Origin of the sequence: Paenibacillus sp. P3E (assembly GCF_001909045.1) — a bacterium.
Lineage (GTDB): Bacteria > Bacillota > Bacilli > Paenibacillales > Paenibacillaceae > Paenibacillus_AQ > Paenibacillus_AQ helianthi.
On sequence record NZ_LVWH01000241.1, the window covers coordinates 1 to 18,837 of the forward strand.

Below are 18,837 nucleotides of genomic sequence, written 5' to 3' on the forward strand. Positions count from 1 at the left end.
TTTATCTACCGATATCTATCTGTATCGCTGTTTTTCGTAAAATGTTCTTTATAAAGAACAAATTGGTGGGAGGCTGAGCTGTCAGATGGGGTGTGGTGGTGGGGAGCTGAAGGTGAGAATAAAGGCAGAAATGTCTTGAATCCGGCCAAAGTGGGCCTGAGGGCGAAACCAAAGGCAGAATGCCTTTGGTTCGTTCCAGCAGGGGCCGGACCACGTTAAGTAGCCGGGGAGATGATGGAGTCGCGCATGTGTTTGACATCGCTGATTGGCGGGCGTCCGAACATGCGGGCGTACTCCCGGCTGAACTGGGAAGGGCTCTCGTAACCGACCCGAAAGCCTGCATCGGCCGCGTCCAGAAACTCTGTAAGCAGCAATCGGCGTGCGACTTGCAGGCGTATAGCCTTTTGATACTGGAGCGGGCTCATGGCGGTGACCTTTTTGAAATGCTTGTGCAGGGCTGATGGGCTCAGGTTGACCTCCTTCGCCAATTCTTCAATCAGAAGGGGCTTGGCATAGTCACGGTTGATCCATTGGATTGCTTCAGAGATACGGTAGGCATGGCTGCCGGTAAAGGCAAATTGTGTGATTGACGCTCCTTGCTCGCCTTGCAGCACTCTATAAAGAACCTCACGGGTGATCAGCGGTGCGAGGACCGGGATATCCTCGGGGGTCTCCACAAGTTTGACCAGCCGCAGGACGGCATCCAGCAGTGAAGGGGTAGATTGGCTAACGATAATTCCCCGGCCGGTTTTTCCGTTCCATGGTTGCGGGTTACCCTTGACGATATCCAGAATGAGGTCTGGAGTGAAGTTCAACTGAAGGCTGAGGTAGGGGGCTTGCGGGGATGCCTCTGTGATTTTACCGATAATGGGGAGATGAACAGGAGTGACGAGATAGCTGGCCGGGTCATAGGTGTAGCTGTCGCCTCCCACTGTGGCTGTCTTGGAGCCTTGCACGATAATGCACAAGGAGGGGACGTTTATGGAATGTCTCGGCTCCAGTACATGAGAGGATCGTCTGAAAAAAAGTGAAGGCACAGCCGAAGGATGTGCGCCATCTGAAGGAGTGTGATGCTGAATCAGCAGAGCCAGTTCACGCTGATATTCTGAAATTGAAGGGTTAATGATAGATAAGCTCATAGATCTGTGCTCCTTTCCCGTACATTCAACTGAGCCTAGTGTAGCCACAATGGGCAGGATTAGGCAAGGATTGAATATGAATAGTCTACCTTTCACCAATGGGAAATCCCCATAATGAACAGGGTAAGCCATCAATAGAATGTGGCTAATATGCTGGAAAGTGGGGATTTAGATGTCAGGAATTGAAGGCAAGGTTATAGCAATTACAGGTGCAAGCAGCGGGATTGGTGAAGCGGCTGCGCTTCTGTTAGCGGAGCGTGGAGCGAAGGTCGTGCTTGGGGCGCGTGGAACGGGACGGTTGGAGGCACTCGCGGCCCGCATCGCGAGTACCGGAGGTGAAGTCGCCTACGCTGCAACAGATGTAAGACGCCGTGAAGACGTCCTGGGGCTGGTTAATCTGGCATGTGAGCGGTACGGCAAGCTTGATGTTCTAATCAACAATGCCGGAGTGATGCCGATCTCCCCTCTTGATGAACTGCGCGTAGAGGATTGGGAGGATATGATCGACATCAATGTTAAAGGAGTGCTATTCGGCATAGCGGCTGCGCTGCCAGTGTTCCGCAAGCAGGGGTTCGGGCATTTCGTCAATACAGCTTCTACCGCAGCATTTCGCATTGTCCCGAACATGGCTGTATACGCCGGCACGAAGTTTGCTGTGCGCGCCATCTCCGAGGGCTTGCGCCAGGAGGCTGGGGATAAGCTGCGCGTGACGATTATCTCTCCGGGCATGACACGGACAAACTTTGCGGAATCCATGACCAATCCGGAGATCAAGGCCAAACTTGAGGAGTCCCGGGATGAGATCGCGATGCCGGCGGATGCCATTGCCCGCGCTATGGCATTCGCCATCGAGCAGCCAGAGGGTGTTGATGTGAGCGAGATTATTGTCCGTCCCACTGCCCAGGGGTAAGCAGTCACTGATCGGCTCTGTTGAGCAAATGCCAGGATGCAGTAGAAAAAGAGCCGTGCGTCTACACGGCTCTTTTCTGGGTACGGTCCGCCTTAAGAGCTGACGGCTCTTGGAACAGGGTCAGATTTAGGACGTTACCCAATTACCACAGGTGGTCTATTTCTTGCAAGGTAAGGGTGCATCACCGCTGTCAGCAGACATGTTTGTTAAGGCAGCTTCTCGCCGCGCGAGCTGATGTACAGGTCATACCACTCCCTGCGGGACAGCTCCAGTTGGTCCGCATCTCTGCAGGCGGCGATCCGCTGCGGGTTCACTGTTCCAATGACCGGCTGGATTGCAGCCGGGTGAGTCATGAGCCACGAGAGCACGATCGCCTCGGGGGTAGTGTTCTTCTCTTCAGCCAGCACTTTGACCCTGGCGGCGGTGTTCACGATATTCTCCGGTTGCCCTTCCAGAGGGCGGCCGCTGAACATTCCCTGGGCCAGCGGCCCCCAGGCCTGAAGCTGGATGTTCTCAGCGCGGCAGTGCTCGATGGTGCCCTCGGGGAAGGTGATATCTTTCCAGGGCTCCCGGTTGACGCTGATTACGGCATCCACCCAGCTGATTTTGGCCAGGCTCATATGCAGCTGGTTGACGATGAAGGGTTCATCGCAATAGGACTGAAGCAGCTTGATCTGGGCTGCGCTCATATTGGAGACCCCGAAATGGCGTACCTTTCCGGCTGCTTTGAGCTGATGCAGCGCTTCGGCAACCTCCTCGGGGTCCATCAGCGGATCAGGCCGGTGGAGCAGCAGGATATCGATATACTCGGTTCCCAGGCGGTTAAGGGTTCCATCGACACTACTCAGGATATGCTCTTTGGAGAAATCGAAGACATTGGAGAGGTCTCCCGGCTCCATCAGCTTGATTCCGCATTTGGATTGCAGAATAATCTCTTCCCGCAGACCCGGACGATCCTTGAAAATCTGTCCGAATACCTTCTCTGCTTTTCCACGGGTGTAAATATCCGCATGGTCAAAGAAGTTGATCCCGATATCCAGCGCGGCCTCTACCGCTTCGTGGCCCTGCTTCACATGCTCTGCTGTAATCGGTTCATGATCCCAGTCTCCTCCTAGCCCCATGCACCCCAGGGCAATGCGGCTAGCCGGGATTCCGCGTTTATTCAGTGGCAGCGTTCTCAGCATGAAGATCCCTCCGTAATGATAAAATGGCAGCTCCGAGGATAGTGTACCTCTTTAGAATCCGGTAGGGTACTTTTTGTCACTCGAGGAACGGTTTTGGGTGCCTCCTTATCTTTCTCCTCCTCCTTCTCCAGGTTCAAATCCTCCATAGGAATCGGATCAACATTCTGCCTGCTTTCCGGCAGTTTGCTCATTAATAAACGGATTCAAGGCCCTGTAAACAGGAAAGAGGCCCGGGGGCCTCCTTTCAAACTTCCGTTTCACTTCAAAGTTGTAACACGTGTTATTGTGCGCGTGCTTATAGATCGAGCGGTGTGCCAATATCACTCATTTTCCGTTCGGACACATCCGCGAAGAGGCGTTTCAGCCATTTCAGCTCGATTAGACTGTGCTCATATTTGCCATACATCGCATGAAGCGCCGAGCGTGGAACGATGGCAATATGCTCCTCATATACCTGATAGGCAAAATTCACCTGATGTTCAGTTTCACGAATCCGCTCTTCCAGCAGCTTCTCGACCTTACTCTGATCAATATGGCGAGAGAACGCAAGCGCAGTGTAAAGCGGATGGAAGACCAGGTCGTTTTTTTTGATCTGCTGTAGAATTAGCTGCTCGAACAGGGCCTTACCCTTATCGGTAATGCGGTAGATGGTCTTGTCCGGACGGTCACTGCTGTGAATCACCTCAACAGCTTCAATATGTCTTTCTTGGACCAGTTTGTCTACAGCATAGTATAAAGACCCCATCTGCAGCTTCATCATTCGATCCATGGTCCGTTCTTTCATTACGAGCTTAATCTCATAGGGGTGCATATCCCGTTCCAGCAGCAGGCCCAGAATCACCATCTTCATGGACATGACGGCTTAACCCTGATTACTGGCCGGCTGCTGTTTTTTGCTGTGAACCTTAAGGCGGTCACCCGGCATCAGGAGGACAAAAACAAATCCCAGCACAGCCGGTACCAGCGCCCACATAAAGGTATGGGAAATCGAGCCGGATAGTGCACTCGAGATCTTCTCCAGTACAGGGGCGGGAATATGGGCTCTGGCTTCAGGAGTTAAGGCCGCCCGGGGATCACCGAATGACGAAGTATCTGCACCCGCACCGAAGGCATTACTTAGTTCGCTAGTGAAGCTGTTGCGCTGAATAATTCCGAAGATGGTAATGCCGAGCGTCATGCCCAGCGAACGCATGAAGGTGCTGGTCGAAGTGGCGGAGCCGCGCTGGCGCATGTCGAAATGGTGAATCGAGGACATGCTGAGCACAGAGAAGGAGAACCCTACGCCAAAGCCGGTCAACGCCATAAATGCATTAAGCAGCAGCCTGGAAGTATCCGGGGTCAGCGTGCTTAAGGAGAACACTCCGGCCACGAAGCAAACCGCAGATAACAGCATAATGTTGCGGAAGCTGGTCTTTGTAGTGAGCAGTCCTCCGGTCTGGCTGCCGATTACCGTACCGATCATCATGGGCATGAGGATCAGCCCGGAGTTCGTAGCCGAGCCTCCGTATACCCCTTGTACATAAATCGGAATGTATACTGTGGCGACGATGAAAGCCGAACCGTAGAACAATCCCAAGAGACTGCTGGTTGCAAACAGGCGGTTGCGGAACATGGCGAAGGAAATGACCGCCTCCGGCGCCCACCGTTCAATTAACAGAAAGGCAATCAGCAGTACAGCAAAGCCGGCGAATAAGCCGAGAATGGCAGCAGAATCCCAGGCATATTGATTGCCGCCCAGCTCCAGGGCAAACATCAGGCAGATTACTGCACCCACCAGTGTAAAGGCACCGCCCCAGTCAATGCGCTGCTTGGAGTGGGAGACGGATTCCTTGTAGGAGATGGTGATCAGAATAAATGCGACAACGCCTATCGGCAGGTTGATATAGAACACCCACTGCCAGCCTACATAGTCTGTAATATAAGCGCCGAGCAGAGGACCTACCACACTGGAAATACCGAAGACAGCGCCGAAGAGTCCGGTTAGCTTGCCTCTTTTCTCCGGGGGGAAGATATCAAACATTATGGTGAAGGCGATCGGCATAAGCGCACCGCCGCCAATCCCTTGAATCGCCCGGTATATACTGAGCTGGGTGATGCTGGTTGCCGTTCCGCATAGCGCAGAGCCGGCCAGAAATACGATTAGGCCAAAGATGAAAAACCGTTTCCGGCCGTACATATCGGACAGCTTGCCGAAGATCGGCGTTCCGGCCATAACCATGACCATATAAGCCGAGGTTACCCAGACGATTTTATCGAGCCCGCCAAGGTCGGAAACGATGGTGCCCATAGCCGAAGCTACGATGGTATTGTCCATTGCGGACATTAGAATGCCCAGCAGCAAGCCGACAACTACAAGCTTCAGGTTGCTTTCTTTACTATTCATATTTTGCAGACTCCTTCTGAAAAAGTTTCGTGAGCCTTATTATAGTCAAATTTGAATAGGGTAGCAAGTATTATTTCGCTAAATTTTAAACGAAATCTTCCCTTATTCAGGTCGTAAAATCAGACAAAACAAATAACCGCCGCCCTTATACAAGAACGGCAGTTGAACTAAGTATTCCAAAAGCGGGGACGTTTAATAACAACCATTTCACATATTGTTCAGCTTATATAGATCGCCGCTTCACTTCCGCAGGGGTCCTGTTTTTGAATGTATTGGATGAACAGCTCAGTCAGCTCGGGGTCAAATTGGCTGCCGGCACAGGCGCGAAGCTCCACAATGGCTTCTTGGAACGACTTCGTCGGCTGGTACGGCCGTTCGGTAGTCATGGCGTCGAAGGAGTCGATGATGGTCAGCATCCGGCACAGCCGGGGGATTTCTTCATATTTGAAGCCGTAAGGGTAACCCTTGCCGTCGTAGCGTTCATGATGCAGCTCGATGTAGGGGGCGAGCTCCTTGAATTTATCGTTCGTTAACGCCATTTCCCGGCCCCAGGTGACATGCCATTTGACCATTTCCCATTCTTCGGGCGCCAGCTTGTCTTTTTTATTCAGGATGCCCCAGGGGATCTCCAGCTTACCGATGTCGTGAATCAGTGCGCCCAATGTAAACTGCCGTTTGGTGAGGGGGTCGAGATTCAGCAGTTCGCTGATGTCCATCGCATAGCGGAAGACGCGCTTCGAATGCTTGAAGGTCTCCAGATCCTTGTACATGAACAGGTTCAGCTGCTGCTCAATATCCCGCACATCCTGGCTGAAATCGATGTCCTGCTCCAGCGGCGACTGGCTGCCATAGATATGAACGAGGTTCTTCCCTTGTTTTTTGGCATAATAGAGCGCCTGGTCGGCATGGTCCACAAGCTCTGACTTGAAATGGACATCCGGCTGGTACGCGGCGATGCCGGCAGAGAAGGCCAGACAGCCCTGAGGGAAAATTTCACTGCCTTCAAACCGGGAATGGTTGAGGGTTTTGCGCAGGGATTCCATGAAGTTTCTGGCCGCTGTGGCATCATAGCCCGGCATCAGCAGTGTGAATTCTTCCCCGCCATAGCGGGAAACCATAATGTTCGTATCCTGCGTCTCCCGCTTCAGCAGCTCTGCCAAAAAAACGATCAGCCCGTCGCCCTTGAGATGGCCGAAATGATCATTGTACTTTTTGAAATCATCGATATCGATCATCGCCAGGGAAAGTGCTGTGCCGCTAGCCTGCGAACTTCGCATTTCCTCTTCCAGCGCAAGTTCGAAATAACTGTGGTTGAACAGTCCTGTCCGGGGGTCGCGGTTGGAGCGTTCCTCAATATCACGGTACATGCTGAACAGCCGCTTGAAGGAATAGGAGATGAGAATGCTAAGACAGAGGAACAGTCCAAGTCCGACCATTTGGTTGTGATATAGCAGAATTGTCAAGACCAGGGACAGCACCAATGTACAGGAATAGGCCAGGATGGTATCCGTCAGCATCCCTTTGAGGGTGTCATACAGATTTTTGTGAAAAACAACGTAATAATAGAAGCCAATTAGCAGTGTGTTCAGGATAAAATATATGGCCATAGCACTGATATAAGCTTCCAGGCGGCTGCTGAGCAGCGGTCCGTACACGGCCCCCAGCGCAGCGAATACGTAGGAAGCGGAAGTTATCATAATGCAGTATACGGCAAAATTGTTGAGATGCTTCCACCATGCTGTGTTGCCCCATTCAAAGAACATCAGCACCAGGGAGCTCAGCAGCAGTACCATGAGTGTGAATGAGGGACCAAAGACAAAAATGCAGGCCAAATAAACGGAGGAGTCGAGAGACAGCCCGTTCCCCTGTGGAGGGAGCTGAAAGGTAAAGAGGGTTAGAATTACTGCCGCTCCCGCCATGGCGGTAACCCAGCCCCATGCGGAGGATGAGAAATGCTGCAGGGAACCTTCACTATAAATAACAAATAAGCCCAGACCGGTCAAGCATATGATAAAGGAGTACAAGTGTCCTTTGTTTAGTAAGAAGCTGCCGGTTATGCGTTTGAACAACGCTGCCCCTCCTCTGTGTTCGTGATTATGTGTGCTACGCCAGGGAATCATAGGAATTTCACCAGACGGATTCAAAGGAGTCTCTGCGTTATACATTCGCTTTCAGAGACGAAAATCCTGCTAAATCATGACAAATGTAGCGGTTGTTCGGGAAAGTGAGAAAAACAGCGGTAAGGTGTTGACATACCCGTGGGGGGTATATTATATTGTAATTGAGGAGGCTGATTCCTGTGTCTACTAATGAGAAGGAGCACGCGGAGCATTCCTGTGGAGATGATTGTCATCCTTCTGCTCCCGGTGTACGCAAAAGTCATCATTCAGCGGAATTCAAGAGCGGGCTTACCACCCGGCTCAATCGGATCGAAGGTCAGATCCGCGGCGTCAAAGGCATGATCGAGCGGGATACTTACTGCGATGATGTGCTCAACCAGCTGGCGGCGGTCCAGGCGGCACTGAACAGTGTCGGCAGGCTGTTGCTTGAAGGGCATATGAAGAGCTGCATTATTGAGCGGATCGAGGCCGGGGAACATGAGGTTATTGACGAGCTGCTGATCACGGTCAACAAGCTGATGAAATAAGGCTAACCAAACTAAGCGTATGCTTCCGAAGCCAGTTTTGTACGAAGTGAATTCAGGAAGTATAGGCTAACAAAACTAAGCGTGTGCTTTCGAAGCGAGTTTTATTGCGTAGAAAGTTCAAGTAGTAGTGCTCCATAAAACTTTTAGGAGGGTTTATAATGTCTAACGCAACATTGAATGTAGAAGGAATGTCTTGCGGTCATTGTGTCAGTGCGGTAGAGAAGGCGGTAAGCGGTGTAGGTGCCGAAGCGAAGGTGGATTTGCAGGCCAAGACGGTAGCCGTTGATTATGATGAGAATAAAGTGAGCCTTAGCGCAATAAAGGCGGCAATTGAGGATCAGGGCTACGATGTAGTCTAAGGGGAAGCTGCAGCATATAAAGGCTTGGAGCGGGGAATCCTTGAGATTTCAGAGGCGCCAATGCCTTTTCTTTTACAAAAGAATATACCCCTTAGGGGTATGGGGGTGCGAACAAATGGAGAAAACAGCTGAAGCCGCCCTGCAGCAGACCACGCTGCAGATTACGGGAATGACCTGTTCTGCTTGCGCGGCACGGATTGAGAAGGGGCTCTCCCGTATGGAGGGGGTATCCAAGGCGAATGTGAATTTGGCGCTGGAGCAGGCAACCGTGGGATTTGATCCTGCGGTTGCGGGAGTGCCGCAAATCGAGGAGAAGATCCGCTCGCTTGGCTATGATACCCGCAAGGAGTCGGCGGATTTCGATATCTCAGGCATAACCTGCGCGGCCTGTTCGGCACGGATTGAGAAAGTGCTGGGACGCATGCCGGGCATTGCGGCCGTGAACGTGAATCTGGCGCTGGAAACGGCGCATGTGGAATATGCGCCGGGGAACGTTGGCGTATCCGATATTATGGAGAAGGTAAGCAGCATTGGCTACAAGGCAACATTGAAGCAGGATCGCAAGGAACAAGCCGATCAGCGAGGACAGGAGACTGTGCGCAAGCGGAATAAGTGGATGATTTCTGCCATTCTCTCATTTCCGCTGCTATGGGCAATGGCAGGTCACTTTACCTTTACAGACTGGATCTGGACACCGGAGCTGCTGATGAATCCCTGGTTCCAGCTGGTGCTGGCTACGCCGGTTCAGTTCATCATTGGCTGGCAATTCTATATCAGTGCCTATAAGGCGCTGAAGAACGGCAGCGCCAATATGGATGTGCTGGTAGTGCTGGGCACCTCGGCAGCCTATTTCTACAGTTTGTATCTGACGATCGATTCCCTGAGTATGAACGGAATGAATCATTCCGTGGATATGTACTACGAGACCAGCGCGATTCTGATTACGCTGATTCTGGTCGGCAAATGGTTCGAAGCCCTGGCAAAAGGACGTTCCTCCGATGCGATCCGCAGCCTGATGGGCCTGCAGGCCAAGACCGCACTGGTGGTGCGTGACGGTGCAGAGCTAAGCATCCCGGTAGAGGAAGTGATTCCGGGAGACCTGGTTCTCGTGAAGCCTGGAACGAAGGTCCCTGTGGATGGAGAGGTTATTGAAGGTCTGTCCTCTGTGGATGAATCCATGCTGACTGGTGAGAGCATTCCGGTGGAGAAGAAGCCCGGAGACAATGTAATCGGAGCTACGCTCAACAAAAACGGTATGCTGCGGATCAAGGCCCGTAAGGTAGGCCGTGATACCGCGCTGGCGCAAATTATTAAAGTGGTTGAAGAGGCCCAGGGCTCCAAGGCGCCGATCCAGCGGATCGCTGATGTGATTTCCGGCATTTTTGTGCCGATTGTCGTGGCGATTGCAGCGGTGACCTTTGTGATCTGGTACGTCTGGGGCGCTCCCGGCCAGTTCGCTGAGGCGCTCGAGAAGGCTATTGCCGTGCTGGTTATTGCCTGTCCGTGTGCGCTGGGTCTGGCTACACCTACCTCGATTATGGCTGGATCAGGCCGCGCAGCTGAATTCGGCATCCTGTTCAAGGGCGGCGAGCATCTGGAAGCCGCGCAGGGGATTCAGGTTGTGGTGCTGGATAAGACAGGTACCGTTACAAGCGGCAAGCCTGTATTGACAGATATCCTTACAACGACAGGCATCGCCGCGCATGGCAGGGAAAACGCCGAGAACCGCCTGCTTGCCCTTACGGCAGCTGCGGAAAAACTCTCGGAACACCCGCTGGCGGATGCCATTGTCGCCGGTGCTGCTGCCAGAGGCCTGGGATTGCCTGAAGCCGGACAGTTCCAGGCTGTGCCGGGACGCGGAATCACCGCAGTGGTCGACGGGCAGACCGTAAGTATAGGCACCCGCAGGATGATGGAGCAAGGCGGCGCGGAGCCTGGTCCATGGGCTCCGCATATGACGAAGCTGGAGCAGGAAGGCAAGACCGCGATGCTCGTGTCCGTGGATGGCGTGATTGCCGGAGTAGTAGCGGTAGCCGATACCATCAAGGAAACCTCGCGGGCAGCGGTAGCTAAGCTGCATGAAATGGGCATTGAAGTGGTGATGATTACCGGGGACAACAAGATTACGGCCCAGGCCATCGCCGAACAGGCCGGCATCCGTACGGTGCTGGCCGAGGTGCTTCCGGAGGGCAAGGCCGCCGAGATCCGCAGACTGCAAAGCGGCGGAGTCAAGGTAGCCATGGTCGGCGACGGCATCAACGATGCTCCTGCCCTGGCGACAGCGGATACCGGAATGGCCATCGGCACCGGTACCGATGTGGCGATGGAAGCGGCAGACATCACATTGATGCGCGGTGACCTGATGAGCATACCGGATGCGGTCATGATGAGCCGCAGAACGATGCGGAATATCAAGCAGAATTTGTTCTGGGCACTTGCCTATAATACGATTGGCATCCCGGTCGCCGCTCTGGGTTTCCTGGCCCCATGGCTGGCCGGTGCGGCAATGGCATTCAGCTCGGTCTCGGTCGTCCTGAACGCACTGCGGCTGCAGCGGGTGAAGCTGTAAAGAGATATAGCCGCAAGGGGAAAGCTCCTGCGGCTGAACGTAAAAGAATCGCCTAGGCGTTAAACGCTGGCGATTCTTTTTGTTGATGTTGTTGGTGCCCGCGGGTTAGTCTGCCGTTGTAGATGCCCCGCCTCCCCGGGATGCGGCATATATTACTTGCTTGATGTACTTAGTGGCACCGGCAGAGCAGCCTTGGCGCTGGCTTTTGCCTTTTTGCGGCCCAGCCAGTTTGTACCAATGACCCCTGCGATAATCAGCAGTGACCCGATCCAGTGATACACTGTAATGTCCTCCCCGAGAAGGACTGCTCCGGCACCGATGGAGACGATGGTCGAGAGATTGGTGAACACGCTCATGAGGGAAGCTTCTATTTTGGACAAGATATAGGTTGATGTCAGGGTGGTGACGAGTGATGCGATAACGCCCAAGTACACAGCAGACAAGATAAAGGTGCCGCTCTGGAGCGGCTGAAGGAAGTCGCCGAGGGTTCCGCTGGCTACATGTCCGGTGAGCGAAGTGATCAGGAAGGCGGCGAAGCCGATCCCCATCATCAGGTAGCTGAGTTCAGCGGGGCTGAAGTGGCTGGAGAGCGAACGGGCCAGCACGCTGTACCCGGCAAAGGCCAGGCAGGTCAGGAACAGCAGCACGATCCCGGTCATGTTGGACAGATGAAGGCTGCCCCCTTTCATGATGAAGATAAACACAACGCCGAATACAGACAGGAAGATACATAGCTTTTGGAGAAGGGTTGTGGTCTCCTTCAAGAATATCGAGGCGATGATCATCGTCACGACCGGAGTAAACGAATAGAGAATCCCTCCCTCTGCAGAGGTCGCGTGCTGGAGTCCGAATACTTGAAGTGTGAAAAATCCAAGCGGGTACATGGCTGCCAGCAGCAGTGCCTTGAGAACCGGCTTGCCGCGGTAGGATATTTTGACCCAGCCGAAGGCGACCGGGATCGACATCACTACAAATGAAGCGGCGAAGCGGTAGGTTAACGTATCGAGCGGTCCGGCATGGCCGAGCGCCACTTTGGTGAAGAAGAATGAGAATCCGATGATGACTGCGTTAAGCACGGCAAAGGTATAAGCCAGCTTGAGTCCGTTTTGCTGCATGAGTGCATCTCCCTTTCGTGAACAGGACAGGATCGCCGAAACGTCTTATCTGTTACTTTAAAATTAAAGGGAAATCCGCAGGTCAACAATACCCGTTTTTCGGTACTGTACCGGTACAGTTAACTGATTCCTGTATAATAAAAGAAAAAGAGAAGGGAGGCGTGCTATGAAAAAGTTTCATGCAGTCTTATCCCAAATGGAGAAGGGGATCAAGGGAGGACAGTTCAGCCCCGGGCAAAAGCTGCCTTCTGTTCGTAATGCCGCAGAGTTCTATGGGTGCAGTGTCAGCACGATTCTTCGGGCCTATGGGGAGCTGGAGAGATCACACGTGATTTATTCCATTCCGCAGAGCGGATATTACATGGTGGACAGGACGGAGGAACCGGCCGCTTCCGGCAGCAGTGGGGAGATCGATTATGCCTCGGCCTCGCCCGATCTGAACGTATTTCCGTATTTGGATTTCCAGCACTGCCTCAACAAGGCGATTGACCGGTACAAGTATCATCTGTTCACCTATGGAGATTCGCTGGGGCTGGAGACGCTGCGCCATACGCTGGTGTCTCATCTGGCAGAGTATCAGGTTTTTGCCAAAATGGAACGCATCCTGATCACTTCGGGTATCCAGCAGGCGCTGGAGATTCTGGCCAGGATGCCGTTCCCGAACGGCAGGACGGAAATATTGGTTGAACAGCCGAGCTATGATATTTACCTGCGGTATTTGGAGGCGGAAGGGGTGACGGTGAGCGGAATCGCCCGTTCAGCGGCAGGGATGGATCTGCAGGAGCTGGAGGAGAGGTTCAGAGGCGGGCGAATCAAATTCTTTTATACCATGCCCAGATATCATAATCCGCTTGGAACCTCGTACAGCGCAGAGGAACGGAGAGCCATCGCCGGGTTAGCGGGCAAATACGATGTATACATCATTGAGGATGATTACATGGCAGACCTCGGAACGGAGCGGCGTTTTGATCCAATCTATGCGTATGACCAGACGGCTCATGTGGTTTATTTGAAAAGCTTCTCCAAAATCATTTTTCCGGGTCTCCGGCTGGGTGCGGCTGTGGTGCCTGAACCGCTGCTGGAAACCTTCCGCGCCTATAAAGGCTATACGGACACTTCGTTGTTGTCCCAGGCGGCGCTTGAGGTATACATCAAGAATGGCATGTACGAGCATCACAGACACAAAATAAAAGCCCTGTATGCCGAAAGGATTCATGCTATGTATGAGGCCCTCCGGCAGCACAATACGGAAGATTTGATTGAGGTGTCTGCTGAAAGCTCCGGCATGTATATGCAATTCAAGGTGCCGGGAACAGTGAATCTGGAGCGTCTGGTCAAGCGGCTGGGGGAGCGGAAGATCCGGGTCGTATCCGGCAATGGATTCTATCTGTCCGGGTACCGGAACCGGGAAAAGTTCCTGCGCATCAGCATTTCACGCGCCCGGCTGGATCAGATTGATGAGGGGGTCAAGGCCATTGTCCAGGAGGTGAAGCGGGGGAGCGGGTGGTAGAGCGCAGCTGTGCCTGTTGTTTGTGGCTTTATTTGTGTTCATAATGCCTATATAACTAGAAAAAAAGTGAGGTTAAGATTATGAAACCCAATAACGAAACGCTGGAGCTATTGAACCGGCATACCTCTGTCCGCCAGTTTCTAGACAAGCCGGTCAGTGACGGGCAGCTGGCGGCTATCATCGGAGCGGGCCAGATGGCTTCAACCTCCAGCAGTGTCCAGGCTTACACAGTCATTGCAGTGACCGAGCCAGCCCTCCAAGCCCAGCTGTCCAAGCTGTCCGGCGGCCAGGCTTACATTGAGCAGTGCCCGGTCTTCCTGGTGTGGTGCGCCGATCTGTACCGTCTGCGGGAGATCAGCGGACCTTATCTGCAGGGGGCCGAATCTTACGAGGATTCCACCGAGAATCTGATCGTAGCCACCGTCGACGTGGCGCTGGCCGCCCAGAATGCGGCGGTTGCCGCCGAGTCGCTTGGTCTTGGCATTGTCTATATCGGTGGAATCCGCAATCATATTGCAGAAGTGTCTGAACTGCTGGGGCTGCCCGAGCTGGTCTATCCGGTCTTCGGCATGTGCCTGGGGTATCCCGCCGGAGTGAACGGTATCCGTCCGCGTCTTCCGCTCCAGGCGGTGCTGCATCATAACGGCTATCAGGCTGAAGCATCGGTAGGACAGGTTAAGGTGTATGATGAAATAACGCGGGATTACATGCGTGAACGGACCGGAGGGCAAAAGGATACGCCTTGGTCCGAGATGATGGCAGGGCGTCTCGCCCAGCCCTCCCGGCTGCAGATGAAGGAGTTTTTGCTGCAAAAAGGGTTCATGCAGAAATAGGCCGGGATGGCCTGACGCCTGCCAATTCCATAGGGTTAAAGTCGTTAAGAGCCTCCTGTCAACGCTTCACGTTGGCGGGGGCTCTTTGGCTTGCCAGACGAAGCAGGCAGATTGTGCTGTGCTTGCTCTAAGCCGGATGACAATTGTCACCCGGAAAAAATGACAGTCCATACTGATGTCCCCTTCTGTTATTGATTACTATGGAAGTACGGCAAAGACATTAGGTGATGGAGGAATCAGACATGAATCACGTGATTGAAATGAACGGCGTCAGTAAAGCCTTCAATGATAAAAAAGCGGTCGACGGTATTAGCTTTACCATCGGCAAGGGGTCCATTACAGCGGTCCTTGGACCAAACGGAGCGGGGAAAACAACGATGATATCGATGCTGCTGGGGCTGCTGGAACCCACAGAAGGAACGATTAAGGTATTTGGAAGCTCTCCCCGGGATGTGAGGGTGCGGGAGCGCAGCGGGGCTATGCTGCAGGAGGTGAGCGTAATGGACCGGCTTAAAGTCCGTGAGATTATCGCCCTGATCCGAAGCTATTATCCGCAGCCGATGGATATGGACTTTCTGCTGGGGGCGACAGGGCTGGCTCCTGCGGATCTGAACCGCTATGCAGAGAAGCTCTCCGGCGGCCAAAAGCGCAGTCTCTCCTTTGCGCTGGCGCTGGCGGGAAACCCGCAGCTGCTGTTCCTGGACGAACCGACGGTTGGACTGGATACCACGGCCCGGCGCCACTTCTGGGACACCGTGAGGGAGCTGGCCGCCCGGGGCACAACGATATTGTTCACGACCCATTATCTGCAGGAAGCTGAGGATATTGCCGACCGGATTCTGTTGTTCAGTCAAGGGACTATCGTAGCGGACGGCAGTCCGGAAGAGATCAAGGCAAGAATGGTTAAGCAGTCGCTATCCTTCCTTCCAGCCGGGAATGCCGCACATCTGCGCGGGCAACTGCTGGAACTGCCTTCTGTTGAAGATTGCTACGACAAAGACGGCCGGATCCATGTGACCACAGAGAACACGGACGAGGCACTCCGGGGGATTTTTACCGGCGGACTTGCCGTGAGGGATGTGCGTATTCACCAGGGGAGCCTGGATGAAGCATTCGAGCAGTTAACCATGAACAGAGAGGAAGATACGAAATGATGAGACTTGTTGCCGTGCAGTGCAAAGCGGAGATGCTGCGGATTTTCCGCAATCCCTATTATGTATTTTGGTCCTTGCTGATGCCGATCATGTTTTACTTTATCTTTACAAGAGTAGTGAACACGGGGTCGGACGATGCATCGGAGTGGCAGGCGCACTACCTGATGTCTATGGCCGCTTTCAGTGTAATGGGTTCCGCCATTATGACCATGGGTATCCGGTTGGTCCAGGAGCGGACCCAGGGATGGAGCACATTCATCCGTATCACCCCGCTGCCGTCTTCGGTATATTTTACAGGTAAAATGTTCGGTCAGACCCTCATGCATCTGTTCTCGGTACTCTGCATTTTTCTCGCTGGGTATTTGATGAACGGCGTATCACTGACGGCTGAACAATGGCTGCTGAGTGGACTGTGGATTCTGGCGGGCTCCATGCCTTTTCTGGCCCTCGGTACGCTGATAGGTTTCATGAAGCGTGTCGATACAGCAAGCGGTGTCAGCAATGTGCTCTATATGGGGCTGGCGGTTGCCGGAGGCATGTGGATGCCGCTTGATATTATGCCGAAGCTGATGCAGCGGATTGGTCACTGGTTGCCTTCCTATCATTTTGGGGATGGGGCCTGGAGGATCGTAGCAGGGAATCCTCCGCAGTGGGGAAGCATTCTGATTTTGCTCGGATATCTGGCGGTCTTTATGATACTATCGGTCTATATCCGAAAAAAACAGGAAGCGGTGTAATCCATAATGACGCGCAGGCAGTTCCGGTTGTTTCCGCAAAGATTCGGCTTTTTCCCTTATATGTGGCTCCTGTACTTATTGTTTCCGGTTATCAATCTGCAGGAGGAGCATGGAATTAAGCTGGTGCTGGGTGCAGTAATGCTGGCCTTGTTCGTCGTGACCTACCGTCAGCTCTATTGGGTCACGGGCAGAAACTTTACCTTGTGGCTGGCTCTGCAGGTGCTGATTATTGTGATTTTGAGTGTAGCTTATACGCCTTATGATCTGTTTATGGGCTTCTTTACGTCAAATTTTATCGGCTGGTACACGAAGGATAAACACTTCAAAATGGCTTATTCTGCTTTTGCAGCTATGGTGCTTGTTCCGTTAATTATGGCTACCTGGGGGATGGCTATAGGGGATCTGGTGTTCCTGTACCCTTTCATGATTATTATGCTGGTCTCCCCGTTCGGTATCCGCTCGCTGTACCGCAAGAGAATGCTCGAAAGGGAGCTGGATCAGGCGAATGAGGTCATCAAGGAGCTGGTCAAACGGGAGGAACGGATGCGGATCGCCCGGGATCTGCATGATACGCTGGGGCATACGCTGTCGCTGATTACCCTCAAGAGCCAACTGGTGGAAAAGCTTGCGGCCAAGGATACCGTTCGTACACAGGCCGAAGCGAGAGAGATCCAGCGGATTTCACGCGCTGCGCTGCGCCAGGTTCGTGAGCTGGTATCGGAGATGCGTGCTATATCCGTGGCTGAAGAGCTGGCTGAAGTAGGGGAGATGCTGCGCACTGCGGAGATTGTCCTGGAGATCGAGGGGGATACGGTACTGGAGGGTGTATCCGACCTGACGCAGAATATTCTGAGTCTCTGCATCAAGGAAGCGGTGACCAATATTGTGAAGCACAGTGAAGCAGACTGGTGCCGGATTGCCATTACCATGGCAGAGGGGGACGTCCAGATTACCATTGAAGATAACGGGGTTGGTCTGCATAGCCGGGACCCGGAAGGCCGGGGGCGGAGCGAAGGCAACGGGATCAAAGGGATGGCCGAACGGCTGTCGCTGATTGATGGATCGATTACGCTGCGTTCGGGAGCAGAGCGGGGGGCTGTCTTGACGGCAGTTGTCCCGAGAGTAGTCAAGGAAAGAAAGGATGGAGTGACCGCATGATACGCATCGTGATTGCCGAAGATCAGCGCCTGCTGCGCGGGGCCATGGCTTCGCTGCTGGATCTGGAGGACGATATTGAAGTGGCGGGGGAAGCCGGAGACGGAGCAGAGGCGCTTGCAGTGATTGAACGACTTCAGCCGGATGTATGCCTGATGGACATAGAGATGCCTTATAAAAGCGGGCTGGAGGTCGCAGAAACGCTGAAAGCTAAGGGCTGCGCCACCAAAATCATTATCCTGACTACCTTTGCCCGTCCGGGCTATTTTGAACGGGGCGTGAAGGCTGGCATTCAAGGTTATCTGCTGAAGGACGAGCCGGTGGATAAGCTGGCGGATGCGATCCGCCGGGTGATGGCCGGCCACCGGGAAGTGTCTCCCGAGCTGGTCTTCGGCAGCCTGCGGGAAGAGAATCCGCTGTCTTCCCGGGAACAGGAGATCCTGAAGCTGGCGGGTGCCGGCCAGAGTGCGGGGGAAATTGCCGCTACGCTGCACCTTTCCTACGGCACCGTCCGCAATTACATATCGGAAATTCTGAACAAGCTGGAAGTGAAGAGCCGGATCGAAGCCGTGCGGCTGGCAGAGGAGAAGGGCTGGATGTAGAAGGAAGGCGTGCTTCAATTGTAGTCCAGATATGCTGCGAATGAAGTGGAAGCTCAGATGTGCTGCAGTAGAATGAAGTGGAAGTTCAGCTGTGATTGTTAGGCATACTTTCTTAAAAGTGGATGAGTGGATGAGTGGATGAGTGGATGAGTGGATCAGTGGCTGGGTGGCTAAGTGGCTGAGTGGCCAAAGGAACAACGGGGAGCAGGCAGTAGGCGAATCTAAAGGGTTAGTGGAATTTTGCAAGTAGAATAAAAAGTGGACACCCGTTAAGAGAGCATGAATAATGAACTTAACGAGGAGGTGTTCACATGGGTGAACAACGGCAACGGTACAATGAAAAGTTTAAAAGAGAAGCCGTCAAGTATATTCAGGAACAGACGAAGACGGTGGTGGAGATTGGGGAGGAGCTGGGCATCTCCCCTGGTGTGCTGCATAACTGGCTGGCGAAGTATCGGGAGTTCGGCAATGAACCTGTAAACAGTGCGGAAAAGGTTCGCGAACTGGAGCAGCGGCTGGCGGAACAAGAAAAAGAATTAC

The 18,837-nt window shown here is 53.3% G+C and carries 17 protein-coding genes; 11 read left to right on the forward strand and 6 right to left on the reverse strand.

Annotated elements, in window-relative coordinates:
• Positions 1–215 precede the first annotated feature (215 nt).
• Positions 216–1,139, reverse strand: coding sequence for an AraC family transcriptional regulator (locus tag A3842_RS31180; RefSeq protein WP_074086656.1), 924 nt, complete (start codon positions 1,137–1,139; stop codon positions 216–218).
• A gap of 172 nt (positions 1,140–1,311) precedes the next feature.
• On the opposite strand from A3842_RS31180, the gene A3842_RS31185 reads away from it, so the two are divergent.
• A complete protein-coding gene (locus A3842_RS31185) occupies positions 1,312–2,049 on the forward strand; it encodes an SDR family oxidoreductase (protein WP_074103913.1) in 738 nt (245 codons plus the stop codon).
• A gap of 206 nt (positions 2,050–2,255) precedes the next feature.
• Here the strand turns inward: A3842_RS31185 and A3842_RS31190 are convergent, their stop codons facing one another.
• From A3842_RS31190 to A3842_RS31210, 4 genes are all read right to left on the reverse strand, one after another.
• Entirely contained in the window at positions 2,256–3,233 is a 978-nt protein-coding gene (locus A3842_RS31190) for an aldo/keto reductase (protein ID WP_074103914.1), read from the reverse strand.
• Positions 3,234–3,528: 295 nt separating this feature from the next.
• Positions 3,529–4,089 (reverse strand): PadR family transcriptional regulator, encoded by a 561-nt coding sequence (locus tag A3842_RS31200; protein WP_074103916.1) that lies wholly within the window; start codon positions 4,087–4,089, stop codon positions 3,529–3,531.
• Positions 4,090–4,095: 6 nt separating this feature from the next.
• The gene (locus A3842_RS31205) at positions 4,096–5,616 is read right to left on the reverse strand and encodes an MDR family MFS transporter (protein ID WP_074103917.1); all 1,521 of its coding nucleotides are present in this window, start codon (positions 5,614–5,616) and stop codon (positions 4,096–4,098) included.
• A 218-nt stretch (positions 5,617–5,834) separates the two neighbouring features.
• Entirely contained in the window at positions 5,835–7,736 is a 1,902-nt protein-coding gene (locus tag A3842_RS31210) for a bifunctional diguanylate cyclase/phosphohydrolase (RefSeq protein WP_074103918.1), read from the reverse strand.
• A gap of 179 nt (positions 7,737–7,915) precedes the next feature.
• Between A3842_RS31210 and A3842_RS31215 the strand changes: the two genes are divergently transcribed.
• From A3842_RS31215 to A3842_RS31225, 3 genes are all read left to right on the forward strand, one after another.
• Positions 7,916–8,263: a metal-sensitive transcriptional regulator gene (locus tag A3842_RS31215; RefSeq protein ID WP_143186424.1), complete on the forward strand. Its 348-nt coding sequence runs from the start codon at positions 7,916–7,918 to the stop codon at positions 8,261–8,263.
• A 158-nt stretch (positions 8,264–8,421) separates the two neighbouring features.
• Positions 8,422–8,622 (forward strand): copper ion binding protein, encoded by a 201-nt coding sequence (locus A3842_RS31220; protein WP_074086663.1) that lies wholly within the window; start codon positions 8,422–8,424, stop codon positions 8,620–8,622.
• Between the two features lie 115 nt (positions 8,623–8,737).
• Positions 8,738–11,191, forward strand: a complete 2,454-nt coding sequence (locus tag A3842_RS31225) for a heavy metal translocating P-type ATPase (protein WP_074103920.1) — start codon at positions 8,738–8,740, stop codon at positions 11,189–11,191.
• Positions 11,192–11,343: 152 nt separating this feature from the next.
• On the opposite strand, the gene A3842_RS31230 is transcribed toward A3842_RS31225, so the two are convergent.
• On the reverse strand, positions 11,344–12,306 hold the full coding sequence (locus A3842_RS31230) for a DMT family transporter (protein ID WP_074103921.1): 963 nt from the start codon (positions 12,304–12,306) through the stop codon (positions 11,344–11,346).
• A 166-nt stretch (positions 12,307–12,472) separates the two neighbouring features.
• On the opposite strand from A3842_RS31230, the gene A3842_RS31235 reads away from it, so the two are divergent.
• From A3842_RS31235 to A3842_RS31265, 7 genes are all read left to right on the forward strand, one after another.
• Complete coding sequence (locus tag A3842_RS31235; RefSeq protein WP_074103922.1) at positions 12,473–13,816, forward strand: aminotransferase-like domain-containing protein; 1,344 nt, start codon at positions 12,473–12,475, stop codon at positions 13,814–13,816.
• Positions 13,817–13,896: 80 nt separating this feature from the next.
• Entirely contained in the window at positions 13,897–14,649 is a 753-nt protein-coding gene (gene nfsA, locus A3842_RS31240; protein WP_074103923.1) for an oxygen-insensitive NADPH nitroreductase, read from the forward strand.
• A 242-nt stretch (positions 14,650–14,891) separates the two neighbouring features.
• The gene (locus tag A3842_RS31245) at positions 14,892–15,803 is read left to right on the forward strand and encodes an ABC transporter ATP-binding protein (RefSeq protein ID WP_074086668.1); all 912 of its coding nucleotides are present in this window, start codon (positions 14,892–14,894) and stop codon (positions 15,801–15,803) included.
• On the forward strand, positions 15,803–16,540 hold the full coding sequence (locus tag A3842_RS31250) for an ABC transporter permease (protein ID WP_074086878.1): 738 nt from the start codon (positions 15,803–15,805) through the stop codon (positions 16,538–16,540). Before A3842_RS31245 ends, A3842_RS31250 begins: the two co-directional genes overlap by 1 nt.
• Positions 16,541–16,546: 6 nt before the next feature.
• Positions 16,547–17,698 carry a sensor histidine kinase gene (locus tag A3842_RS31255; protein WP_083609821.1) on the forward strand — a complete coding sequence of 384 codons (1,152 nt, stop codon included), beginning with the start codon at positions 16,547–16,549 and terminating at the stop codon, positions 17,696–17,698.
• A complete protein-coding gene (locus A3842_RS31260) occupies positions 17,695–18,297 on the forward strand; it encodes a response regulator transcription factor (RefSeq protein ID WP_074086670.1) in 603 nt (200 codons plus the stop codon). The genes A3842_RS31255 and A3842_RS31260 overlap by 4 nt, the downstream gene beginning before the upstream one ends.
• Positions 18,298–18,608: 311 nt before the next feature.
• Positions 18,609–18,837 (forward strand): transposase (locus tag A3842_RS31265; RefSeq protein WP_074103059.1); only part of this gene is annotated, 229 nt, incomplete at its 3' end.